We start from the raw sequence: 18,271 nt of genomic DNA, 5'->3' as shown, positions 1-18,271 counted from the left end.
TTCGGGCCTGGAGGCCCTCCCGCAACCATCGTGGTCACAGAGTCTGGCAGAGTCGGCCGTATAGCCCGTGACCTGGTGATACTCCGGTCGCGCGTCAGGGGGAGTCTGGGGCCAGTTGACCGGATATAGCGGGGTTGGCTCCCCCTGCGGCTCCCTGGGAGCCACAGGGGCGACAGGAGCCCCCCGCCCTGGCACCGGGCGGGGCGGGGGGCTGCGGGAGTTCTTAAAGCGCTAGTGCCAGCCGAATGCCAATGCCTGTCGAAAGATGAGCTAACGAGGCCAGCCAGAATCAACTATCAAATACAGTGCCGGATCGTCGCATATTTCCTTTTGCACACCTCTTCCCATTTCGATGATGCATTCCCGCATTTCGGATGACGACTCCTGGCGCACCATGATTTGCACTGCGCTGACGAGTGCCAAGGTCAGGATGCGCGGCATTTCAAGCGTGATTGCCATCGACGGTTCGTCGGCCCATCGATCGAATGCGTCTTGAAAGACGCCATGCATCGCCTTTGCCTGGGTTCCTTGACTGGCCTCATCCGGGCCCGGCATGCGCTTGGAACGATTTCTATTCTTGTCCTGGCCCATTATCTTTCCTCCGAGCGCTTAGCCGTGATGGACTATTCGCTCTTCCCATTCGTTCGGTCCGCATCGGGTGACTTGAGGCGTCGCGCTCGACGTCTTCTTATCGTGACGGCCGTGATACTTCTGCTACGTGTTTTATTCGTGTAGTTGTGATCGCGTCCCCAGACGCGGGAAGGTGTCTCGTCGTCGTGCCATAGTCGAAGAAATTGTTTCCGGGCAAGGCAGACGTAGGTGATGAATGACTTACGGCTGATGCCGAGTGCTTCGGCCGCCCGTGTGTAGTCGTTGTAATCGGCGAGGGCGAGCAGAACCCGCTGATTGGCCGGGGTGAGTCTTTCGAAGATGTGTCGCGTCGCGATCCGTTCGATGATGCGGTTCTCTGGGGATGGTGTCGGGCCTGCCGCATCCCACCAGTAGGTTTCAAATCTCGGCATGCGTGGCTTGCCGGGCTGGTAGTAGTAAACGCCTCGGAGTTGACCATCTTCTTCTACGTGACGCGCGATAGCGCGCATTCCGGCCTGGATGAGATCGTACGCGTAAGGTGGGTCTTCGCTGGAGTACAGTGCTTCGGTAACGGCCGACCACGCGATGTCATAGCGCTCTGCAAGAGTGATGTAACGCCACTTGGAATCAAGTGACGCTTTACGTGCGATCCCCTCCAAGTTGCCGTAGGTGTAGCCGTGGCGAAGTTCCATATCGCGCATGATCCGGGAGGTTCCTGTTTGTTGTGTAGCCCGTGCCCCGGAAGGCAGTGCTTGGGGGGCGCTTTCTATGTACTCACGTTTCGGGACTATGCCCGCCTTGCTCGGAATGGGGGATTGGCTTGGGAAGTGCGACGCTCAGCGACGCGTGCGGCATCGGTTGAACCTGACCATTGCCGGGGGAGAAAGCCACGGCTCCGCATTGCGCAGTGTCAACATGAGGCGGGCGTGCCGGATCCGTCCCGCCGCGCGGCGGCGTTCCTCGTCCGCCAGAATCTCCATTGACGGCCACGGCCCGTACACGCGCACCACGGCGCGCTGATACAGGGTGTCGGCGCTGATCTGCTCGGGGGTCACCGCGCGGCCCATTCGGCGAAGACGGTTTTGCCGCCTTCCTGCCCGTCGTGGCGCGTTCCCCATCGAGAGACCATCTCGCCGACGATCAGCAGCCCCCTGCCGTCCAGCGATTCATCCTCGGGACTCCGCAGCGTCGGAGCGGTCGCGTCGGCGTCCCAGACGGCCACCACGTACACGTCACCGTCCGCGTAGGCGTCGACGCGTATCTCATCGGTCCCCGCGTGCAGGACGGCGTTGGTGACCAGCTCTGAGACGACCACGCGTACGACGTGTTCGTTCACAGGCCAGTCGGCGGCGATCTTTGCGACGTGATCACGCGCCGTCCTGATCATTTCGAGATCCGGTCTGAAAGCGATCATGTCGACCCCTGCCACCCTTCCCTGTGCGCTGCCTGGGACTTTGCCGTTCACAGGTTGACGCGGGACGACTAGGCTTGTCGTCAGGTAGCACGGCCAGACCCACAAGTACAGACCGCCCTCCCAGAATTACGGACGATTACGGAACGATCATGGCCTCTCGTATGACAGCTAAGACGTTCGTTGGTATGGAAATCCGCCGTGCCCGCGAAAAGCGAAAGCTAAGTCGGGCAAATCTCGCAGAGACAGTGCTCGTAAGTGAATCGCTCGTGGCAGCCTGGGAAACTGGACGCCAAGCCATTAAGCCCGAATATATTCGGGAACTCACTAAGGTTCTCGACTTCGATCAGGCCTTAATCGAACGTATTGTCACCGACTTGATGAATGGCGAGGCGCTTCCGGAATGGGAGGGCAAGTGGCTGGCAGCAGAGAAGGAGGCGTCCTCGCTCTGGTCATTCGAAATATTCGTTGTGAGTGGACTTCTTCAAACTCCCGAGTACATGGGGGCCGTTCTCTCCGGGGAACACAATGTGAACGAACGCCTAGAGCGCCAGGAAATCCTGAATGGTTCCACTCAACTCGTCGCAGTAATGAGCGAAGCGGTGCTACGCCTGAACGTGGGCGGTCCTGCGGTGATGGCCTCTCAGCTTGAATACCTTGCAGAGCGCGCCACGCAAGAGAATGTTATAGTGCAGGTCGTTCCAATGGACTCTGAAATCTGTTCCAAGTTCAGAAATCCGTTCATGTTGGCAACTCTCGATGATGGACGAGAAGTTGCCTACGCGGACAGCGCAATCAGTGGCGAAGTCATCGAACAGCCCACCGAAACCGCAATGTTGAGGAAGATTTACGATCGATACCGGTCCGATGCGCTACGACAGGGCGAATCAGTCAATCTAATTCGGAGGATGGCAGAGCAATGGAAAGCATAGAGTGGCGAAAGGCGTCCCGAAGCAATGCGAATGGAGAGAACTGTGTTGAACTAGCGCGTGTTCCCAGCGCGGTTGCGGCGCGCGATAGCAAGAACCCGGACGGTCCTTTCCACAAATTCAGCGCCGTGGTTATGGCGGACCTCTTTGAGGAGATTCGACGCGGTCGGTACGATCTGACCTAAGAACTGGTCGCGATTTCCCCGAGTCAAACAGGCTTGGGGAAATCAATTGCTTATTGCCATAAAACGAAGAATGTCCGGGCCGGCTGTTATTGATCTCGATTCGCCGGGAACATTCTTCTTTTTGCAGGCGTCGAGAACACCATGCCCGCCGTCGTCCCCTTCGGTGTCCCTTTCGGGGTGCTCCGACCGGCGCAGTTTCAGCAGGTCGCGGGGGCGGCTGTCGGCGTTGCCTGCCGGACTCTCTTCGTTCGGCGGGGGCTCCGCCCCCGTACTCTCTTCGCTCGCCGGGTCCCCTCCCCGCAAAGGGGAGGGGACTCGCCCGGCCGCGCCCGTCTCGCGCCCAAATTCGCCCCTCCCCCACTTCTGCCGTTGTAGGCCGTAAGGGCAATTCGCGACCCCCGGCCGTGCTGACCTCCCCTTCGGCGGCCCCCGCCATATTTCCCTCGGCGGACCCCTCCGTGTCACTCTCGGGGTACGCCGAGGGGACAAGTTCGCGCAGGTCAGCGCGTCGCCTGTCAGCAACCCTCGATCATCTCTCTCTACGATCGCCCCCCTTCGCGCCCCCTTCGGCCTTCCCACTTCCCGGGCCGATCTTCGCTCGCCCCGAGGTCAGCGCCGAGATAGCCGAGCGAAAAAGCCAGAAAAACCCCTCCCCCACCGTATTCCCCCCGCCCATCTCCCCGCACCGAATTTCCCAGATCTCGGCCCCAAGCCAGAAACGCATTTCCCTAAGGCTTTTCACCCGGGGAATTCTCTAGCTGCGGGGAACTGTTGAATTCGGTCCCGCACCGCACGGCAACCCGCGCCACACGACTGCGGTGCGCCTACAGCAGCAACGGCCCCGACCGGACACACGCCCCCCTGTGCGGCACTGAGAGCCACGCAGACGGCCGCACGCCCCCCGGGAACACGAGAAGAGCCCCTGACGTCCGTCAGGGGCTCTCTGGCGCGTCCGCCGTCAGGCGGCGCGGAACACGCTATTGATCACATCGGCGCTTTGCCGGTGCACCGGCCGCAACACTTTGCGGTAGTGCTTTTCCAGCGTCCGGACCGTGTGACCGCAGATATCCGCGATAACCTCACGAGGCACGCCATTATGCGACATGACGCTCACAAAAGTCGTGCGCGTTTCCCGAACCGTCCACGCGTCCGGATCGGCAATTCCCGCCACCTTCAACACCTTGCGGAACTCATACCGCGCCGTCCGCTGCGTGTACGCCGAACCGTCTTTCCGCGTGAACACCGGCGTTTCCTCGGTGACCTGCTCGCCGAACTCGGCGAATTCCTTGGCCTGGCTCTCGTGCCACGTCTTGAGAGCCGCAATGGCAATGTCCGCCAATTCCAGTGACCGGACCGATTGCCGTGTCTTCGTCTTCCCCCGGTGCCGGTCGGCACGCACCACCGAAACCGTCCCCGCCTCCAGATCGAGCCCGTACCATTTCAGGCCGTCCAACTCATCCCCGCGCAATCCGCTCGTGAGAGCGAGTATCACGTACGCGCCGAAACGCACGCGGGGGATATCGGCGCTCGCACAGGCGAGAATGCGGCGCACGTCCTCGGGGCTGAAACTCTTGCTTTCGCGCCCCTCGTTCTCGCCCTCGATGTTGACGACCATCCGAGACACGTTCCGGTCAACGAGACCATGGACCATCGCGCGGTCAATGGCACTGGAAAGCAGGCCATGCACACCCACAATAGTCTTGGACGAGAGATTCTGTGAGATGTCCACGAGCCAGTCGGCCACGTGCGTAGGGGTGAGTTCGTCGCGGACTTTCAGCGCGCCGATCTTCGCGATGTGATTCCGGAGGAACGACCGCAGACCTGCAACGGTCTTCGGGGCGCGTCCCTGCCGTGCCAGATCGTCAATGTAGGCCGTGACAATCGCCGTGACGGTCTGGTCTTGCTTCGGCTTGATTCCCTTTTCCAGATTCTCGGCAAGGCGCGTGAGCTTTTCCGTCACGGCCGCCTTGCTCGGGCCCTTGCGCTTCGGGCGGTTCCGCTTGCCGTCCGGACGGGTGCCGAGGTCCAGGACCCCGGTCCACCCCTTGCCCTCCCGGTAAATGCTGCCCCGGTAGCCGTTGATGAGTACGCTGGCCATTGCGCTCGCCTCTCGCCGTTGTCGAGTGGTGGGCGAAGGGAGGGCCAGACGTTGCACCGTCTGGCCTTCCCGCCCCGACCCCCAAGGACCCCGAACGACCGTTCGAACCGGCCGCCCCGGGGGAGCCGTGCTCATGGCTCCCCGGATGGCTCCCTAGAGGTCATATCCTGTTGTGAACCCCGATCTAGCTGGGGAGACACAGGATCGCACTTTGGCGGCCCTCCATCGTCGTGCAATGCGGGCGATCGCTGGCATCGCTCCGGCTCGCCCAGGGGCTCGCTGCGCGATCAGGTTCTCGCTTCGCTCGAACCTGCCTTCGGACGCGATCGCAACCATCGAGGTTGTGGCGTGGTTGCTGTGACGGATGGGGTCACTGGCGATGGTGGTGAGGCTTCGAGGGCGACCAAAAACCGCCCCCTCCGGCTGGGCTGGAGGGGGCGGTTTGGGCGGGGGGCGGGCCCCGTCGTTGTGCGGTGCACGGGGCGGGCCGAGATCGTCCTGTGCGGTCGCCGGTGAACGGCCCTGGGGTGGGGGGCGGGCTGTTCACGAGTGGATCGCGGCGGGTGGGGAGGTGTCAACGCATCCACCCGCCACTGGATTTTCAACGGTGTGAACGGGGCCGTGGAAAACTCTGAAAGCGGCCCTCGGCCTGCGGTTACTTGGTGATCTTGATGGTGTCCAGGGCGGCCTCGACGAGGCTGCCGGCGCCGTTGTCGGCGGCTTCGGCGACGATGCGGACGGTCTGGCCGGCGTAGGCGGAGACGTCCGCGGTCTGCGTCTGCCAGGAGCCGGCGCGGTTGGACGCCGCGCCCGCCTGGTCGAGGACGGTCGTGGAGCCGTTCGGCCCGACGACCCGCACCCTCAGGTAGTCGTCGGTGGAGCTGTTGTTGAGGTGGGCGAGGTACCAGGAGAACGACAGGGTCTTCGAGCCGGCCGCCAGCGCGATCGCGGGTGACTGGACGGTGGTGGTGCCGCCGTCGAGGTCGTTGGTCCCGGCGTCGGTTCCGGCGGCCGCGCCCGTCACGAGGGCGCCGCTGCCGCCCGCGGCGGCGAGTTGGAGGTTGGTGCCGGAGTAGCCGGTCGGCTGCGGGGTGCCGCGTTCCCAGCGGCCCGCGGTGGCGGTGTCGGTGCCGTTCGGGTTCGCGGTCCAGCCGGTGCCCGATTCGAGGTCGTCGGTGAAGACGGTGTCGCCGGGCGGTTCGGTGGTGCCGCCGTCGCCGCCGAGCGTCCAGACGGCGTGGGCGATGGCGTCGGAGTTGCGGTCCAGCGCGGTGTCGTCGATGTTCGACGTGGTGTCGCAGGACGAGTGGTAGCAGCGGTCGAACGCGACGCCGGCCTGCCCGCCCCACAGCTGCGCCTGCTGGGTGGTCTTGCGTCCCTCGGCGCCGGTGAACAGGCCGCCGGCGGCGATCCCGTACCGGATGAACGGACCGTAGTCGGAGCGGCCGTCGAACGCGGTGTCCTGGACGGGCACGTTGATCGTCTGGAAGTAGGCGCGGAGCGTCTGCTCGATCTCGGCGGATCCGGCGGGGCCGCCGCTGCCGCTGGAGCCGTCGCCGTCGTAGGCGAAGTAGCCGGGGTTGGGGGAGCCGACCATGTCGAAGTTCAGATAGCTCTTGATCTTCGACCGCTCGGTGGAGGCGAGGTTGTTGACGTAGTTGGTCGAGCCGACGAGGCCGAGCTCCTCGGCGCCCCACCAGCCGAACCGCAGGTGCCGCTTGGGCGCGTACTTCTCGCGGGCGATGGTGAGGGCGATCTCCAGGTTCGCGGCGGAGCCGGAGCCGTTGTCGTTGATGCCGGGGCCGGCGGTGACGCTGTCGAGGTGCGCGCCGGTCATCAGGACGTTGCCCGTGTCGCCGCCCGGCCAGTCGGCGATGAGGTTGTAGCCGGTGGAGCCGTTGTAGGTGAACGACTGGACGCTGGTCTGGTAGCCGGCGGCGTCCAGCTTGCCCTTCACGTAGTCGATCGAGGCGCGGAAGCCGGTGCGGCCGTGGGCGCGGTTGCCGCCGTTGGCGGTGGCGATGCTCTGCAGCTGCGACAGGTGCGCCTTGACGCCCGCGAGCGAGACGTCGGGTGCGGCCAGTGCGGCGGGCGCGGCCGCGGCGCCGGACGGGGCGAGCAGGGCCGACGCCGCGAGGGCCGCCGCGCCCAAGGTCGCGATCATGCGCGATCTCATGCGTTCCTCCAGGTAGGGCGCGGCCCGCGACGGGGGAGCGGGCCCCGTCACGGGCCGCGGGCGGGGGGCGGTCAGGCCTTGGTGACGGCGACGTTGTCGATGCCGGCCTCGACGAGGCTGCCGGTGCCGTTGTCGGCCGCTTCGACGAGGATGCGGACGGACTGGCCGGCGTAGGCCGACAGGTCGTACGTCGCCGTCTGCCACGCCCCGGCCTTGTTGGCCGCGGCGCCGCTCTGGTTCAGCACGGTGCTCGACCCGTTCGCGCCGACGACGCGGACGCGCAGGTAGTCGTCGGTCGAGCTGTTGTTGAGGTAGGCGAAGTTCCAGGAGAACCTCAGCGAGAGGGTGCCGCTCGGCAGGCTGATCGCCGGGGACTGGACGCTGCTGACGCCGCCGTCGAGGTCGTAGGTCCCGGCGTCGGTTCCGGCGGCCGCGCCCGTCACGAGGGCGCCGCTGCCGCCCGCGGCGGCGAGCTGCAGGTTGGTGCCGGAGTAGCCGGTCGGCTGCGGGGTGCCGCGCTCCCAGCGGCCCGCGGTGGCGGTGTCGGTGCCGTTCGGGTTGGTCGTCCAGCCTGTTCCGGACTCGAAGTCGTCGGAGTAGACGGAGCCGGGCTGGCCCTGCCCGACGGTCAGCGTGTAGATGGCCGTGCGGTCGACGGACGCGCCGTCGGCGAGGACGGTCAGCCGGTAGGTGCCGTCAGCGGTCCCGGCCGGGACGGTGACCGTCATCGTGGACGACTGGCCCGAGGTGATCGTGGCCGGGGAGAACGTCGCGGTCGGGCCGGACGGGCTGCTCGTCGCCGACAGCGAGACCTGCTGGGCGGTGCCGCCGGTGGTCTGGGTGGCGACCGTGGCGGTCGCCGTCCCGCCCGCCTGGGCGCTGCCCGAGCCGGGGTTCAGCGTGACCGAGAAGTCGTTCTGCTGGGCGCCGCAGGCCGCCTCGCCGCTCTGCGCGGGGACGCTGACCGCGCTCCACGCCGCCTTCACCGCGTTGCACTCGGTGGCCGAGCCGGGGAACAGCTGCAGGGCCGCGTTGACCGTCTCGACGCGGGCGCGGGCGTGGCTCCAGCTCGTCACCTTGCGGCTCAGGCCGCCCATGAAGATCTGGCCGGCCTTCTGGACGCCGATGCCGGTGATGGTGGAGCTGTTGCAGGTCGGGCTGGCCGGGTTGCCGTTGCTCGGGTTCGAGCCCTCGGCCAGCAGGTAGAACCAGTGGTTCTGCGGGCCGGCCGCCGCGTGCACCTCGGTGCTCGGGATCGAGGACGAGTAGCAGTTCGGGTCGCCCAGCGCGGACGGGTTGTACATGTTGCGGATCGGGCCCTGGCCGACCAGGTCGACCTCCTCGCCGACCAGGTAGTCGGGCGGGTCGTAGGTGGAGGGCTCGTTCATGTAGTGCTCGGTGAGCGTGCCGAAGATGTCGCCGGCCGACTCGTTCATGCCCCCCTTCTCGTTGCCGTTCCCGCCGCTGTCGCCGCCGGGCGTGGTGGTGAAGACCGCGTGGCCGTTCTCGTGGCCGACGACGTCGACGGAGGTGGCCTGCTTGGTGCCGGCCTGGTTGTGGCCGAAGTTGGTGTAGCTGCCGTTCCAGTAGGCGTTGACGTCGTTCAGGCCGACGCGGAGCGGGAAGCCGCCGCCGCTGCCGTTGATGCCGTTGCGGCCGAGCCAGGAGCCCAGCATGTCCCATTCCTTCTGGACCGCGTAGAGGGCGTCGACGCAGGCGGTCTCCAGGTCGGTGCCGCTGCCGCTGCCCCAGGCGCTGTCGGTGCCGGTGTAGGCGGAGCCGTTCTGGCCGCCGCACCGGACGCCGGAGCGCTGCGGGTCGGTCATGGACGTGGCGGCGGTGCTGAGGTCGACGGTGCCGTGGTAGTAGCTGCGGTCGTCGGCCGCGTCCCGGACCTCGTCATAGGTCTTGACGACCTTGCCGGTCCCGGCGTCGACGAACACGTGCAGCTTCGTCGGCGCCTTCTTCCGGGTGCCGCTCACGACGGTCTCGTAGACGAGGCGTCCCGATCCCTCGGCGAGCACCATCAGGCGGGGCGTGGAGGCGGTCTCGACCTTGGACACGCGGGCGCGCGAGGTCGTGGCGGCCTGCGCCGCGCCGATCGACGCCCTGGTCCCCACGTCGAGCGTGCGGGTCTGGTCCACGGAGGTGCTCAGGACGCCGCCGCTCGCGTTGGTGGTGACGACGAAGTCGCCGCCGTAGACGGGCAGGCCGTCGTAGGTGCGCTCGTAGGCCACGTACTGGAGGCCGCGCAGGCCCGAGGTGACGCCGCGCCGGACGATCCTGTCCTTGGGGGCCGTCTTGAACGCGGCGGGCTTCGCCGCGACCAGGCGGTCGGCCGAGGCGGCGGCGACGGTGCGGGGGTCCGGCCCGGCCGGCGCCGCGGGGGCGGTGCGGGGTGTCGCACCTGAGGCGGGCGAGGACATCGCCACGGCGAGGCCGACGGACAAGGCCGCCGCCCCGATCGCGGTCTGGTGTCTCACGGGGGTGCTCCTTCCACGTGCCGGGCGGGCGGAGGGGGTGGGCACGTGGAGGCCCTTGTCAGAGCGCTCCAGGAACCGCCGCCCGCCCGGCGGGGGGTTGGGATGGGGGACTCATCCGGATGAGCTGACCCGAAGTGCACCCTGGTTCGAGAAAGGTGTCAATAAATCCATTTAGTTCTGGATTTTCAATTCTGTGGAACGTCTCCCTGAAACCCATGGAATTCCGTGGGAGAGCAGCGCGGACGGGCCGGGCCGGAAGGTCGGCCCGGCCCGTCCGGCAGGGAACCGCGGAGGCGGCGCGCGCGTTGAGGCGCCCGGCCCGCCCGGCGGGGTCAGGGGGCGATGCGGTGGCAGAGCCAGGAGAGCGCCAGGGGGTAGCGGTAGTCGATGCCGCCGTGGCCCGCGTCGAACAGCTCGAAGTGGATCACGTCTTCGGCGACGCCCGCGTCGAGCAGGGCCCGCTGGAACGCCTGCGCGCCGATGTCGAGGTACCACTCGTCGCGCGTGCCGCCGTCGATCCAGATCGCCCGCTGCGAGCGCATCGCCTCGGCGTGCCCCGGCACCATCCGCACGGGGTCCCAGGCGAGCCAGCGGTCCCACACCTCCGGCCGCAGCACGCCGGTGACCGGGTCGAACGGGAGGTCGGCCGTGCCGTCCTCGCGCGCGGAGTAGCACAGGGCCATGCCGAGGATGTTGAGCAGCTCCATGTCCTCGGGCTTGGTGAAGGAGGTGCGGCTCCTGAAGTCGTCCCACCAGCGCCCGATGTCGCCGTCGTACTTGCGCAGGTGCCGGACGCACTTGGGGAACTCGGTCAGGTAGCAGTACTCGAACAGGGCGTCGCCCGCGTGCGTGGCGAGCGCGCCGAACAGGTCGGGGCGGAGCATCGGCGTGATCATCGCACCGTAGCCGCCGCTGGACTTGCCGCTGATCGCCCGGTGCACGGGCGCGTCGAGCGTCCGGTAGCGGCCGTCCACCCACGGGACGACCTCGTCGCAGATGTAGGAGTGGTAGCGGCCCGTGCCGGGGGAGTCGACGAACTGGCTGCCGCCGTGCGCGGTCCAGGCGTCCACGAACACCACGATCGCGGGCGGGGCCTCCCCGGAGGCGAACACCGCGTCGGCCGTCTCGGGGAACGGCTGCCGGTAGGGCATCCGGTTGCGCCAGATCCCGACGTGCCCGGTGAACCCCGTGATCACGTAGACGCTGGGGTAGCGGCGGTCCGGTTCGTCGTCGTAGCCGGGCGGTACGTACACCAGTACCGGCCGCTCGTGCGGGTCGTCCAGCGGGTTGCCGCGCAGCAGCTCGCTGCCGACGACGTGTTCTTCGAGGCGTCCGGCGAGATCGGCGGACCACGGCTGCATCGCGTACTCCCTCGTCGCAGGCGGGTGATCACCTCGACGCTAACCCATGGCCGGGACGGCGGGACGGTTCCGCCGCCGGGCGGGTGTCACACCGCGGCCGTGTTCTCCGTTCCTCTTACGACGGAAGGAGACAGATATGACCGACAACGCCGCGCTCCTGAGGGACCTGCACCGTCCCGGTGACCCGCTGCTGCTGCCCAACGTCTGGGACGCGGGGAGCGCGAAGATCGTCCAGGAGGCCGGGTTCCCGGCCCTCGCCACCGCGAGCGCCGCGGTGTCCGCCATGCTCGGCTACCCCGACCACGAGGGCGCGCCGGCGGAGGAGATGCTCGCCGCGGCGGGGCGCGTGATCCGCGCGGCGACCGTCCCCGTCACCGTGGACGCCGAGGCCGGGTACGGGCTCCGGCCGGAGGAGCTGGTCGAGCGGCTGCTGGCCATCGGTGCGGCGGGCTGCAACCTGGAGGACACCTACGCCGGGGAGCTGGCCGAGCCGGAGGCCCAGGCGAGGTACCTCGCGGCCGTCCGGGAGGCGGCCGGGGACGCCCTGGTGATCAACGCCCGCGCCGACACGTTCGTCGCCAGGGTCCCGGACCCGGTCGAGGGCGCGATCGCGCGGGGACGGCTGTACCTGGAGGCCGGGGCCGACTGCGTGTATCCGATCGCGGCGCCGCCGGACGCGGTCCCCGCCCTGGTCAAGGGGATCCCGGGCCCGGTCAACGCCAACAACTTCCCGGGAACGTCGCTGGCGGAGCTGGCGGAGGCGGGCGTCGCGCGTGTCTCCTATGGTCCGATGCCGTACCTGCGCGCCCTGGACTCCCTGAAGGAGTTCGCGGGGCGTGTCCTGGCGAAGGAGAACCCCTATGCGTGACGCGTGACCGGGTCGCCTGACGCGTGACGGGGTCGCCTGACCCCGGCCTCCGTGCGGGCCGCGTGTGAGGTCGCTCTCCCCGCGGACGCCTTGCAAGTGCGTGCTTACGATGGCACAGTGAGACGACATTCGACTCGTTGTATCAATCGTGGGCGCGGGCGCGAGCCCGCGCGGAGGTGGGGCCGGCATGACCGCGACCGCTGGGGAGACGCCGCCGAAGGTCGTCCTGGACTCGATCAGCGGGGTGGCCCTGGCCGCCGCCGCGTCCAACGTCGTCATGCAGCTCTCCCGCCTGCCGATCGGGCACGGCGTCGCGGAGAGCACGGTCGACAGCGGCCGCGTCGACAGGCACCCGCTCAAGCGGGCCCGGACCACACTCAGCTACATCGCCGTCGCCATGCTCGGCACCGAGGACGAGCGCGAGGCGATGCGCCGCGAGGTGAACCGCGCGCACCGCCACGTCCGCGCGAAGGAGCCCGTCGCCTACAACGCCTTCGACGGCGAGCTGCAGCTGTGGGTCGCCGCGTGCCTCTACGTCGGCATCGAGATGATCTACACGATGCTGTACGGGAGGCCGTCGCGGGACCAGGCCGCCGACCTGTACCGGCACGGCGCCCGCTTCGGCACCACCCTCCAGGTCACCCCGGACATGTGGCCGCCGGACCGGGACGCCTTCGAGGACTACTGGCGGGCGGGCCTGGAGAGGATCGAGATGGACGACGTCACCCGCGGCTACCTGCGCGACCTCGCCGAGATGCGCTTCCTGCCCGCGCCCGTCCACCTGGCGCTCGGCCGGTTCCACCGCTTCCTGACGCTCGGCTTCCTGCCGCAGCCGTTCCGCGACGAGCTCGGCCTCCCGTGGACGCCCCGCGACCAGGCGCGCTTCGACCGGTTCGTCCGCGTGCTGGCGGCGGGCAACCGCGCCCTGCCTCGCCCGGCCCGCGAGTTCCCCTTCAACCTCTACCTGCGCGACGTCCGCCGCCGCATCAGGACCGGACGGCCGATCGTGTGACCGCGTCCCTCAGCGGGTCGGGCCCCCGGCGGCGTCTCCGGCGGCGTCCCCTGCGCCGCCCTCCCGCTCGGACGGCTTGATCTGGAGTTCGAACTCGCCCCGGTGGTGGGTGACGCCGGCGATGACCGCGTCCTCCAGCACCTCGGCGCCCTTGTGCTGGCGCCGCATCATCGGGTCGGAGCGCACGTCCTTCGCCAGCGCGGCGCACAGCAGGATCAGCACGATCGCGAACGGCAGCGCTCCGATGAACGTGATGTTCTGGATGCCGTTGAGGGCCTCGTCCCCGCCGATCACCAGCATGACCGCGGCGACCCCGCCGGTCATCGCGCCCCAGAAGATCACCACCCAGCGGGACGGGGAGGTCGAGCCGCGCTGCGACAGCGTGCCCATGACGATCGACGCCGCGTCCGCGCCGGACACGAAGAAGATCGCCACGAGCACCATGACGACGACCGCGGTCACCGACACCCACGGCAGGTGGCCGAGGACGTTGAAGGTGATCTGCTCCTCGGTGCCGTTCCCGAACGGGTTCAGGCCCCTGCGCTGCTGCTCGATGGCCGTCCCGCCGAAGATCGCGAACCAGACCGCGCTGACCGCGCTCGGGACGAGGATCACGCCGCCGACGAACTGCCGGATGGTGCGGCCGCGGCTGATCCGGGCCAGGAACATCCCGACGAACGGCGCCCAGGAGATCCACCAGGCCCAGTAGAAGATCGTCCAGTTGGACAGGAACACCTTCATCGGCTCGCCGCCCGTCGCGCCGGACCGGGACGCCATCTGCCCGAAGTCCTGGACGTAGACGCCGAGCGAGGTGGGCAGCAGTTCCAGGATGAACACGGTCGGGCCGACGACGAACACGAAGACCGCGAGCACCACGGCCAGCACCATGTTGATGTTGGACAGCCACTGGATGCCGCGCGCGACGCCCGACACCGCCGACACCACGAAGCAGACGGTCAGCACCACGATGATCAGCACGAGGACGGTGGTCCCGAGCGAGGAGATCCAGCCCGCCTCCTGCATCCCGGTCCGGATCTGCAGCGCGCCGAGGCCGAGCGAGGCGGCCGAGCCGAACAGGGTGGCGAACAGCGCGAGGATGTCGATGACCCTGCCCGCGGGGCCGGCGGCGCGGCGGGCGCCGAGCAGCGGGACGAACGCCGAGCTGATCAGCTGGCTGCGCCCCCGGCGGTAGTGGCTGTACCCGATCGCCAGGCCGAGCACGGCGTAGATCGACCACGGGTGCAGCGTCCAGTGGAACAGCGTGGTCGCCATGGCCGTCTCGATCGCGGCCTCGCTCCGCGCCGGGTCCGTGCCGGGCGGCGGCTCGACGAAGTGCGTGAGCGGCTCGGCCACGCCGAAGAACATCAGCCCGATGCCCATGCCCGCGCTGAACATCATCGCGACCCACGAGACGGTGCGGAACTCCGGCTCGTCCCCCTCCTGGCCGAGGGGGATGCGGCCGTACCGGCTGAACGCCAGCCACAGCGAGGAGATCACGAAGCCGGTGGCGGCGAGGACGAACAGCCAGCCGAGGTTGGTCAGCAGCCAGTTCAGCGTCGCGTCCGCGACCGAACTGAGGCCGCCGGTGTCGGCCCCTCCCCAGATCACGAACGAGGCCGACAGCACGGCCGCGACGCCGTAGACGATCCAGTCGGTGCGGGGGCGCTTCACGAGGCTCGCGGGCTCGGTGCCGGGGTACTCGTCCCGCTCGCCGGGCTCGGGCTCGATCCTCTCCATAGCCCGGTGTCCTGCCCAGAAGTTCACCCGGTTACGCAGCGAAGCGATGCGTACGCGGAGTTCCCCGGATCCGGGAACCGGAAGCGCGGCCGGACGGGCGGACCGTCACCTGCGCGCCTTGTTCACCTGCGCGCCTTGTTCACCGCGTCGACGAGGTCCTCGACGTCCGCGAGCGCGGTGCGGTGGCTGATGACGCAGGCGCGCAGGGCCGCGCGCCCGTCCAGCCGGACGGGGCTGATCCACGCGCGCCCGCTCCCCACCACCGCGCGGGCGAGCGCGTCGTGGCGCTCCCAGGTCGCGTCGCCGGGGTCGGCGAAGCACACGACGGGGAGCGGGGTGTCGTTGACGATCTCCCAGCCCGTCGCGGCGAGGCGGCCGCGCAGCGCGTCCGCGAGGCCGGCGTCGCGTTCGAGTTGCTCGGCGTAGCCCCCGCGGCCCGCGACGGCGAGGCTGAGGAACAGCTTGAGGCCCATGAACCGGCGCGACCACTGCTGGCCCGAGGTGTAGGGCTCGACGGTGCCCTGGATCTCGTCCGGCATGTAGGACGTGGTGACCCGGAAGGTCTCGGCGAGGCCCTCGGCGTCGGTGGTGAGCAGCGCGCCCGCGCCCATCGGGACGCTCAGCCACTTGTGCGCGTCGAGCGTGACCGAGTCGGCGCGCCCGATGCCGTGAAGGACGGGCCGCAGCCGGTCCGACAGGGCCGCGGCGCCGCCGTAGGCGGCGTCCACGTGCAGGCGGAGGCCCTGCTCGGCGCAGAGGTCGGCCAGGTCGTGCAGCGGGTCGATCGCCCCGGCGCCGGTGGTCCCGGCCGTCGCGACGACGAGGAACGGCAGGTCGCCGCGCGCGCGGTCGGCGGCGACCAGCCCGGCCAGCCGCCCGGCCTCCATCCGCAGCCCGGGCCCGGCCCGGACGAGGCGCACGGCCTCCCGCCCGATGCCGGTGGCGTGTGCGATCTTCAGCCAGGCCAGGTGGCTCTCGGCCGACGCGTACAGGACCGGGCGGCCGGGCAGCGCCCGCAGCCCCTTCTCGCCGTACTCGGGCCAGGTTCTGGTCAGCGCCAGGAGCACGGCCGTCGAGTTCGCCTCGGCGCCTCCGCTCGTGAACGACCCGGCGGACCGTTCCGGCGGGTAGCCGAGCCGCCCGCCGAGGAAGCGCAGCAGGTGCGCCTCGATCTCCGCGGCGGCGGGCGCGTGCGACCACGCGGCCAGCTGCGGGTTGAACGCCGCCGCGAGCGTCTCGCCGACCACGCCCATCAGGGTCGGGGTCGGGTTGAACAGCCCGAAGTAGCGGGGATGCGTGGTGTGGACGGTGGTCGCCCGCAGCAGCTCCGCGACCCCGTCGACCACCTCGCCGGGCGCGACGGGACGGGCGAAGTCGTACGCGCCGATCGCCGCTCGCAGCTCGTCCACGTCCACGGGCGCGCTCACGTCCCGCCCGGCGATCCGCTCGCGCTCGTCCCGCATCAGGTCGACGACCTGCCGCCACACGCGCTCGGCCGCCTCCGCGGGCGGGTCGAAGGAGGCTCGTCCAGAGGGGAAGTGGTCCATGCGTCCGAGCATGGTGCGCACCGGACCCCGTCCCAAGTGGCAGAAGTGACCATCACCGCTAAAATAGTGACATGCACACGCTCGCCGTCGCGGTCACCGAAGGCGTGCCGATCTTCGAGTTGGCGATCCCGTGCGAGGTGTTCGGGTACGAGCGCCCAGGGCTTGCCGACTCCTGGTACGACTTCCGCCTCTGCGCCGCCCCCGGCACCCGTACCACCGCCGGCTTCGCGGCGCGGGCCGAGCACGGCCTCGACGCGCTGGCCACGGCCGACACCGTCGTGATCCCCGCCTGCGCGAGCGTCGTCGACGAGCAGCCGCCGGACCTGGTCGACGCGGTCCGCGCCGCGCACGGCAACGGCGCCCGCGTCGTCTCGCTGTGCACGGGCGCGTTCGTCCTCGCCGCCGCGGGCCTCCTGGACGGGCGCCCGGCGACCACCCACTGGATGCACGCGGGCCAGCTGGCCGCCCGCCACCCGAAGGTGCTGGTGGACGCGTCCGTCCTCTACATCGACGACGGCGACGTCCTGACCAGCGCGGGCACCGCCGCCGGGCTCGACCTGTGCCTGCACCTCGTGCGCAACGACCACGGCGCCGCCGTGGCGAGCGCCCTGGCCAAGCGCCTGGTGATGCCGGCGCACCGCCCCGGCGGCCAGGCCCAGTACATCGACGCCGCCGTCCCCCCGGCCGACGCGGACGAGCTGGGCCCGCTCCTCGACTGGGCGCGCGAGCGCCTGCACGAGCCGCTCACCGTCGCCGCACTGGCGCGCCGCGCCGGCGTCACCACCCGCACGCTGATCCGCCGCTTCCACGCCGCGACCGGCACGACCCCCATGGCCTGGCTGCGCGGCATCCGCATCGACCGCGCGCGCGAACTCCTGGAGACCACGTCCCTTCCGGTCGACCAGATCGCCGAGCGCTCCGGCCTCGGCAGCCCGGCCAACCTCCGCCACCACTTCACCCGGGCGGTGGGCGTCCCCCCGAGCGCCTACCGGCGCGCCTTCACGTCCACCCCCTGATCCGTCCGCCGGGGCGTCACGGTTCCAGCGCCTGGACGATCGCGGTCTCCACGGGGGAGGCGTCCGCCGGACGCTCGACGCCCGCACCCCGCTCCGGGTGCGGGCCGGAAGGGGACAGCTTGGGCTGCGCCAGGAAGCGCGGCCGCTCGCCGAGGTGGGGCTGCCCGGCGTGGACGAGGAACGGGTGGCACAGGTAGACGTCGCCCGCGCGGCCCGTGGCGAGGGCCGTGGGCCGGTGGGCGCTGGCGGCGTCCGCGCGCCGGGCCAGTTCGCGCGCGTCCAGGCCCTCCTCGCCCTCGGGCGCGAGGACGCGGGCCGTGTCGCGGTGGGAGCCCGCGCGGAGGCGGGTGGGAGCGTCGTCCTCCGCCACGTCGGAGAACAGGAAGAACATCTGCAGGGCCCGGTCCTTCGACGCGATGTTCGCGCGCCAGGTCATGTAGTCGTCGCCGGCGGAGCCGGGCCCGGGGAAGCTGACGTCGACGTGCCAGCCGTCGACGACCGACGGCTCGGGGGACGGGAAGCGGATGACGAAACCGCCCAGGCTGGTGCGCGGCACCCAGCGCCCCCGTCCCACCAGGGCGTCGAAGGCGGCGTGCAGGCGCGGGGTGTTGGCGGCGGCGACGAAGGGCGGCTGCGCGTAGCCGGGACGCGAGGCGATGGTCGGCCACGTGGACGGGTCGCCGGGGACGGCGTCCAGGTCCCGCCAGACGGTCTCGCGGCATTCGTCGGCGAGGGTGCGGGGGAACGCCGCCTCGACGCGGACGAATCCGTCCGCGACGAAGGCGGCCACCTGTGCGTCGGAGAGCATGAGCACAACGATTGCCGCCCCGGCGGGGTCGCCGCCAATGGTTTATCCG

Annotated in this window: 16 protein-coding genes; 5 read left to right on the top strand and 11 right to left on the bottom strand. The window is 69.4% G+C overall.

Features of this window, described 5'->3' with window-relative positions; all coding sequences use genetic code 11:
• Positions 1-270: 270 nt before the first annotated feature.
• The 4 genes from ACQEU6_RS25765 to ACQEU6_RS25750 all read right to left on the bottom strand — a co-directional run bounded on the left by ACQEU6_RS25765 (position 271) and on the right by ACQEU6_RS25750 (position 2,056).
• Complete coding sequence (locus ACQEU6_RS25765; RefSeq protein WP_499335597.1) at positions 271-591, bottom strand: hypothetical protein; 321 nt, start codon at positions 589-591, stop codon at positions 271-273.
• Positions 592-623: 32 nt separating this feature from the next.
• Positions 624-1,283, bottom strand: a complete 660-nt coding sequence (locus ACQEU6_RS25760) for an RNA polymerase sigma factor (RefSeq protein WP_499335596.1) — start codon at positions 1,281-1,283, stop codon at positions 624-626.
• 144 nt (positions 1,284-1,427) lie between these two features.
• On the bottom strand, positions 1,428-1,646 hold the full coding sequence (locus ACQEU6_RS25755) for a hypothetical protein (RefSeq protein ID WP_499335595.1): 219 nt from the start codon (positions 1,644-1,646) through the stop codon (positions 1,428-1,430).
• Positions 1,643-2,056, bottom strand: coding sequence for an ATP-binding protein (locus ACQEU6_RS25750; protein WP_499335594.1), 414 nt, complete (start codon positions 2,054-2,056; stop codon positions 1,643-1,645). The genes ACQEU6_RS25755 and ACQEU6_RS25750 overlap by 4 nt, the downstream gene beginning before the upstream one ends.
• 98 nt (positions 2,057-2,154) lie before the next feature.
• Between ACQEU6_RS25750 and ACQEU6_RS25745 the strand changes: the two genes are divergently transcribed.
• On the top strand, positions 2,155-2,934 hold the full coding sequence (locus ACQEU6_RS25745; RefSeq protein WP_499335593.1) for a helix-turn-helix domain-containing protein: 780 nt from the start codon (positions 2,155-2,157) through the stop codon (positions 2,932-2,934).
• Complete coding sequence (locus ACQEU6_RS25740; protein ID WP_499335592.1) at positions 2,922-3,116, top strand: DUF397 domain-containing protein; 195 nt, start codon at positions 2,922-2,924, stop codon at positions 3,114-3,116. Before ACQEU6_RS25745 ends, ACQEU6_RS25740 begins: the two co-directional genes overlap by 13 nt.
• 958 nt (positions 3,117-4,074) lie before the next feature.
• Here the strand turns inward: ACQEU6_RS25740 and ACQEU6_RS25735 are convergent.
• The 4 genes from ACQEU6_RS25735 to ACQEU6_RS25720 all read right to left on the bottom strand — a co-directional run bounded on the left by ACQEU6_RS25735 (position 4,075) and on the right by ACQEU6_RS25720 (position 11,234).
• Positions 4,075-5,214, bottom strand: coding sequence for a site-specific integrase (locus tag ACQEU6_RS25735; RefSeq protein WP_499333743.1), 1,140 nt, complete (start codon positions 5,212-5,214; stop codon positions 4,075-4,077).
• A 655-nt stretch (positions 5,215-5,869) separates the two neighbouring features.
• Complete coding sequence (locus ACQEU6_RS25730; RefSeq protein ID WP_499335591.1) at positions 5,870-7,378, bottom strand: M28 family peptidase; 1,509 nt, start codon at positions 7,376-7,378, stop codon at positions 5,870-5,872.
• A gap of 83 nt (positions 7,379-7,461) precedes the next feature.
• A complete protein-coding gene (locus ACQEU6_RS25725; protein ID WP_499335590.1) occupies positions 7,462-9,873 on the bottom strand; it encodes a M4 family metallopeptidase in 2,412 nt (803 codons plus the stop codon).
• 332 nt (positions 9,874-10,205) lie between these two features.
• Positions 10,206-11,234: an alpha/beta hydrolase gene (locus ACQEU6_RS25720; protein ID WP_499335589.1), complete on the bottom strand. Its 1,029-nt coding sequence runs from the start codon at positions 11,232-11,234 to the stop codon at positions 10,206-10,208.
• 136 nt (positions 11,235-11,370) lie between these two features.
• On the opposite strand from ACQEU6_RS25720, the gene ACQEU6_RS25715 reads away from it, so the two are divergent.
• Together ACQEU6_RS25715 and ACQEU6_RS25710 are read left to right on the top strand one after the other, a co-directional pair.
• Positions 11,371-12,102 (top strand): isocitrate lyase/PEP mutase family protein, encoded by a 732-nt coding sequence (locus tag ACQEU6_RS25715; RefSeq protein WP_499335588.1) that lies wholly within the window; start codon positions 11,371-11,373, stop codon positions 12,100-12,102.
• 187 nt (positions 12,103-12,289) lie between these two features.
• A complete protein-coding gene (locus ACQEU6_RS25710; RefSeq protein WP_499335587.1) occupies positions 12,290-13,114 on the top strand; it encodes an oxygenase MpaB family protein in 825 nt (274 codons plus the stop codon).
• A gap of 9 nt (positions 13,115-13,123) precedes the next feature.
• On the opposite strand, the gene ACQEU6_RS25705 is transcribed toward ACQEU6_RS25710, so the two are convergent.
• Together ACQEU6_RS25705 and ACQEU6_RS25700 are read right to left on the bottom strand one after the other, a co-directional pair.
• A complete protein-coding gene (locus ACQEU6_RS25705) occupies positions 13,124-14,851 on the bottom strand; it encodes a BCCT family transporter (protein WP_499335586.1) in 1,728 nt (575 codons plus the stop codon).
• Positions 14,852-14,973: 122 nt separating this feature from the next.
• Positions 14,974-16,410 carry a pyridoxal phosphate-dependent decarboxylase family protein gene (locus ACQEU6_RS25700; protein WP_499335585.1) on the bottom strand — a complete coding sequence of 479 codons (1,437 nt, stop codon included), beginning with the start codon at positions 16,408-16,410 and terminating at the stop codon, positions 14,974-14,976.
• Between the two features lie 59 nt (positions 16,411-16,469).
• Between ACQEU6_RS25700 and ACQEU6_RS25695 the strand changes: the two genes are divergently transcribed.
• Complete coding sequence (locus tag ACQEU6_RS25695; RefSeq protein ID WP_499335584.1) at positions 16,470-17,414, top strand: helix-turn-helix domain-containing protein; 945 nt, start codon at positions 16,470-16,472, stop codon at positions 17,412-17,414.
• A gap of 16 nt (positions 17,415-17,430) precedes the next feature.
• Here the strand turns inward: ACQEU6_RS25695 and ACQEU6_RS25690 are convergent, their stop codons facing one another.
• Positions 17,431-18,222, bottom strand: coding sequence for a phytanoyl-CoA dioxygenase family protein (locus ACQEU6_RS25690; protein ID WP_499335583.1), 792 nt, complete (start codon positions 18,220-18,222; stop codon positions 17,431-17,433).
• Between the last annotated feature and the right edge of the window lie 49 nt (positions 18,223-18,271).

This window comes from Spirillospora sp. CA-108201 (assembly GCF_050936235.1).
In the GTDB taxonomy this organism is placed as follows: domain Bacteria; phylum Actinomycetota; class Actinomycetes; order Streptosporangiales; family Streptosporangiaceae; genus Spirillospora.
This window is presented reverse-complemented; position numbering and strand designations above follow the sequence as displayed.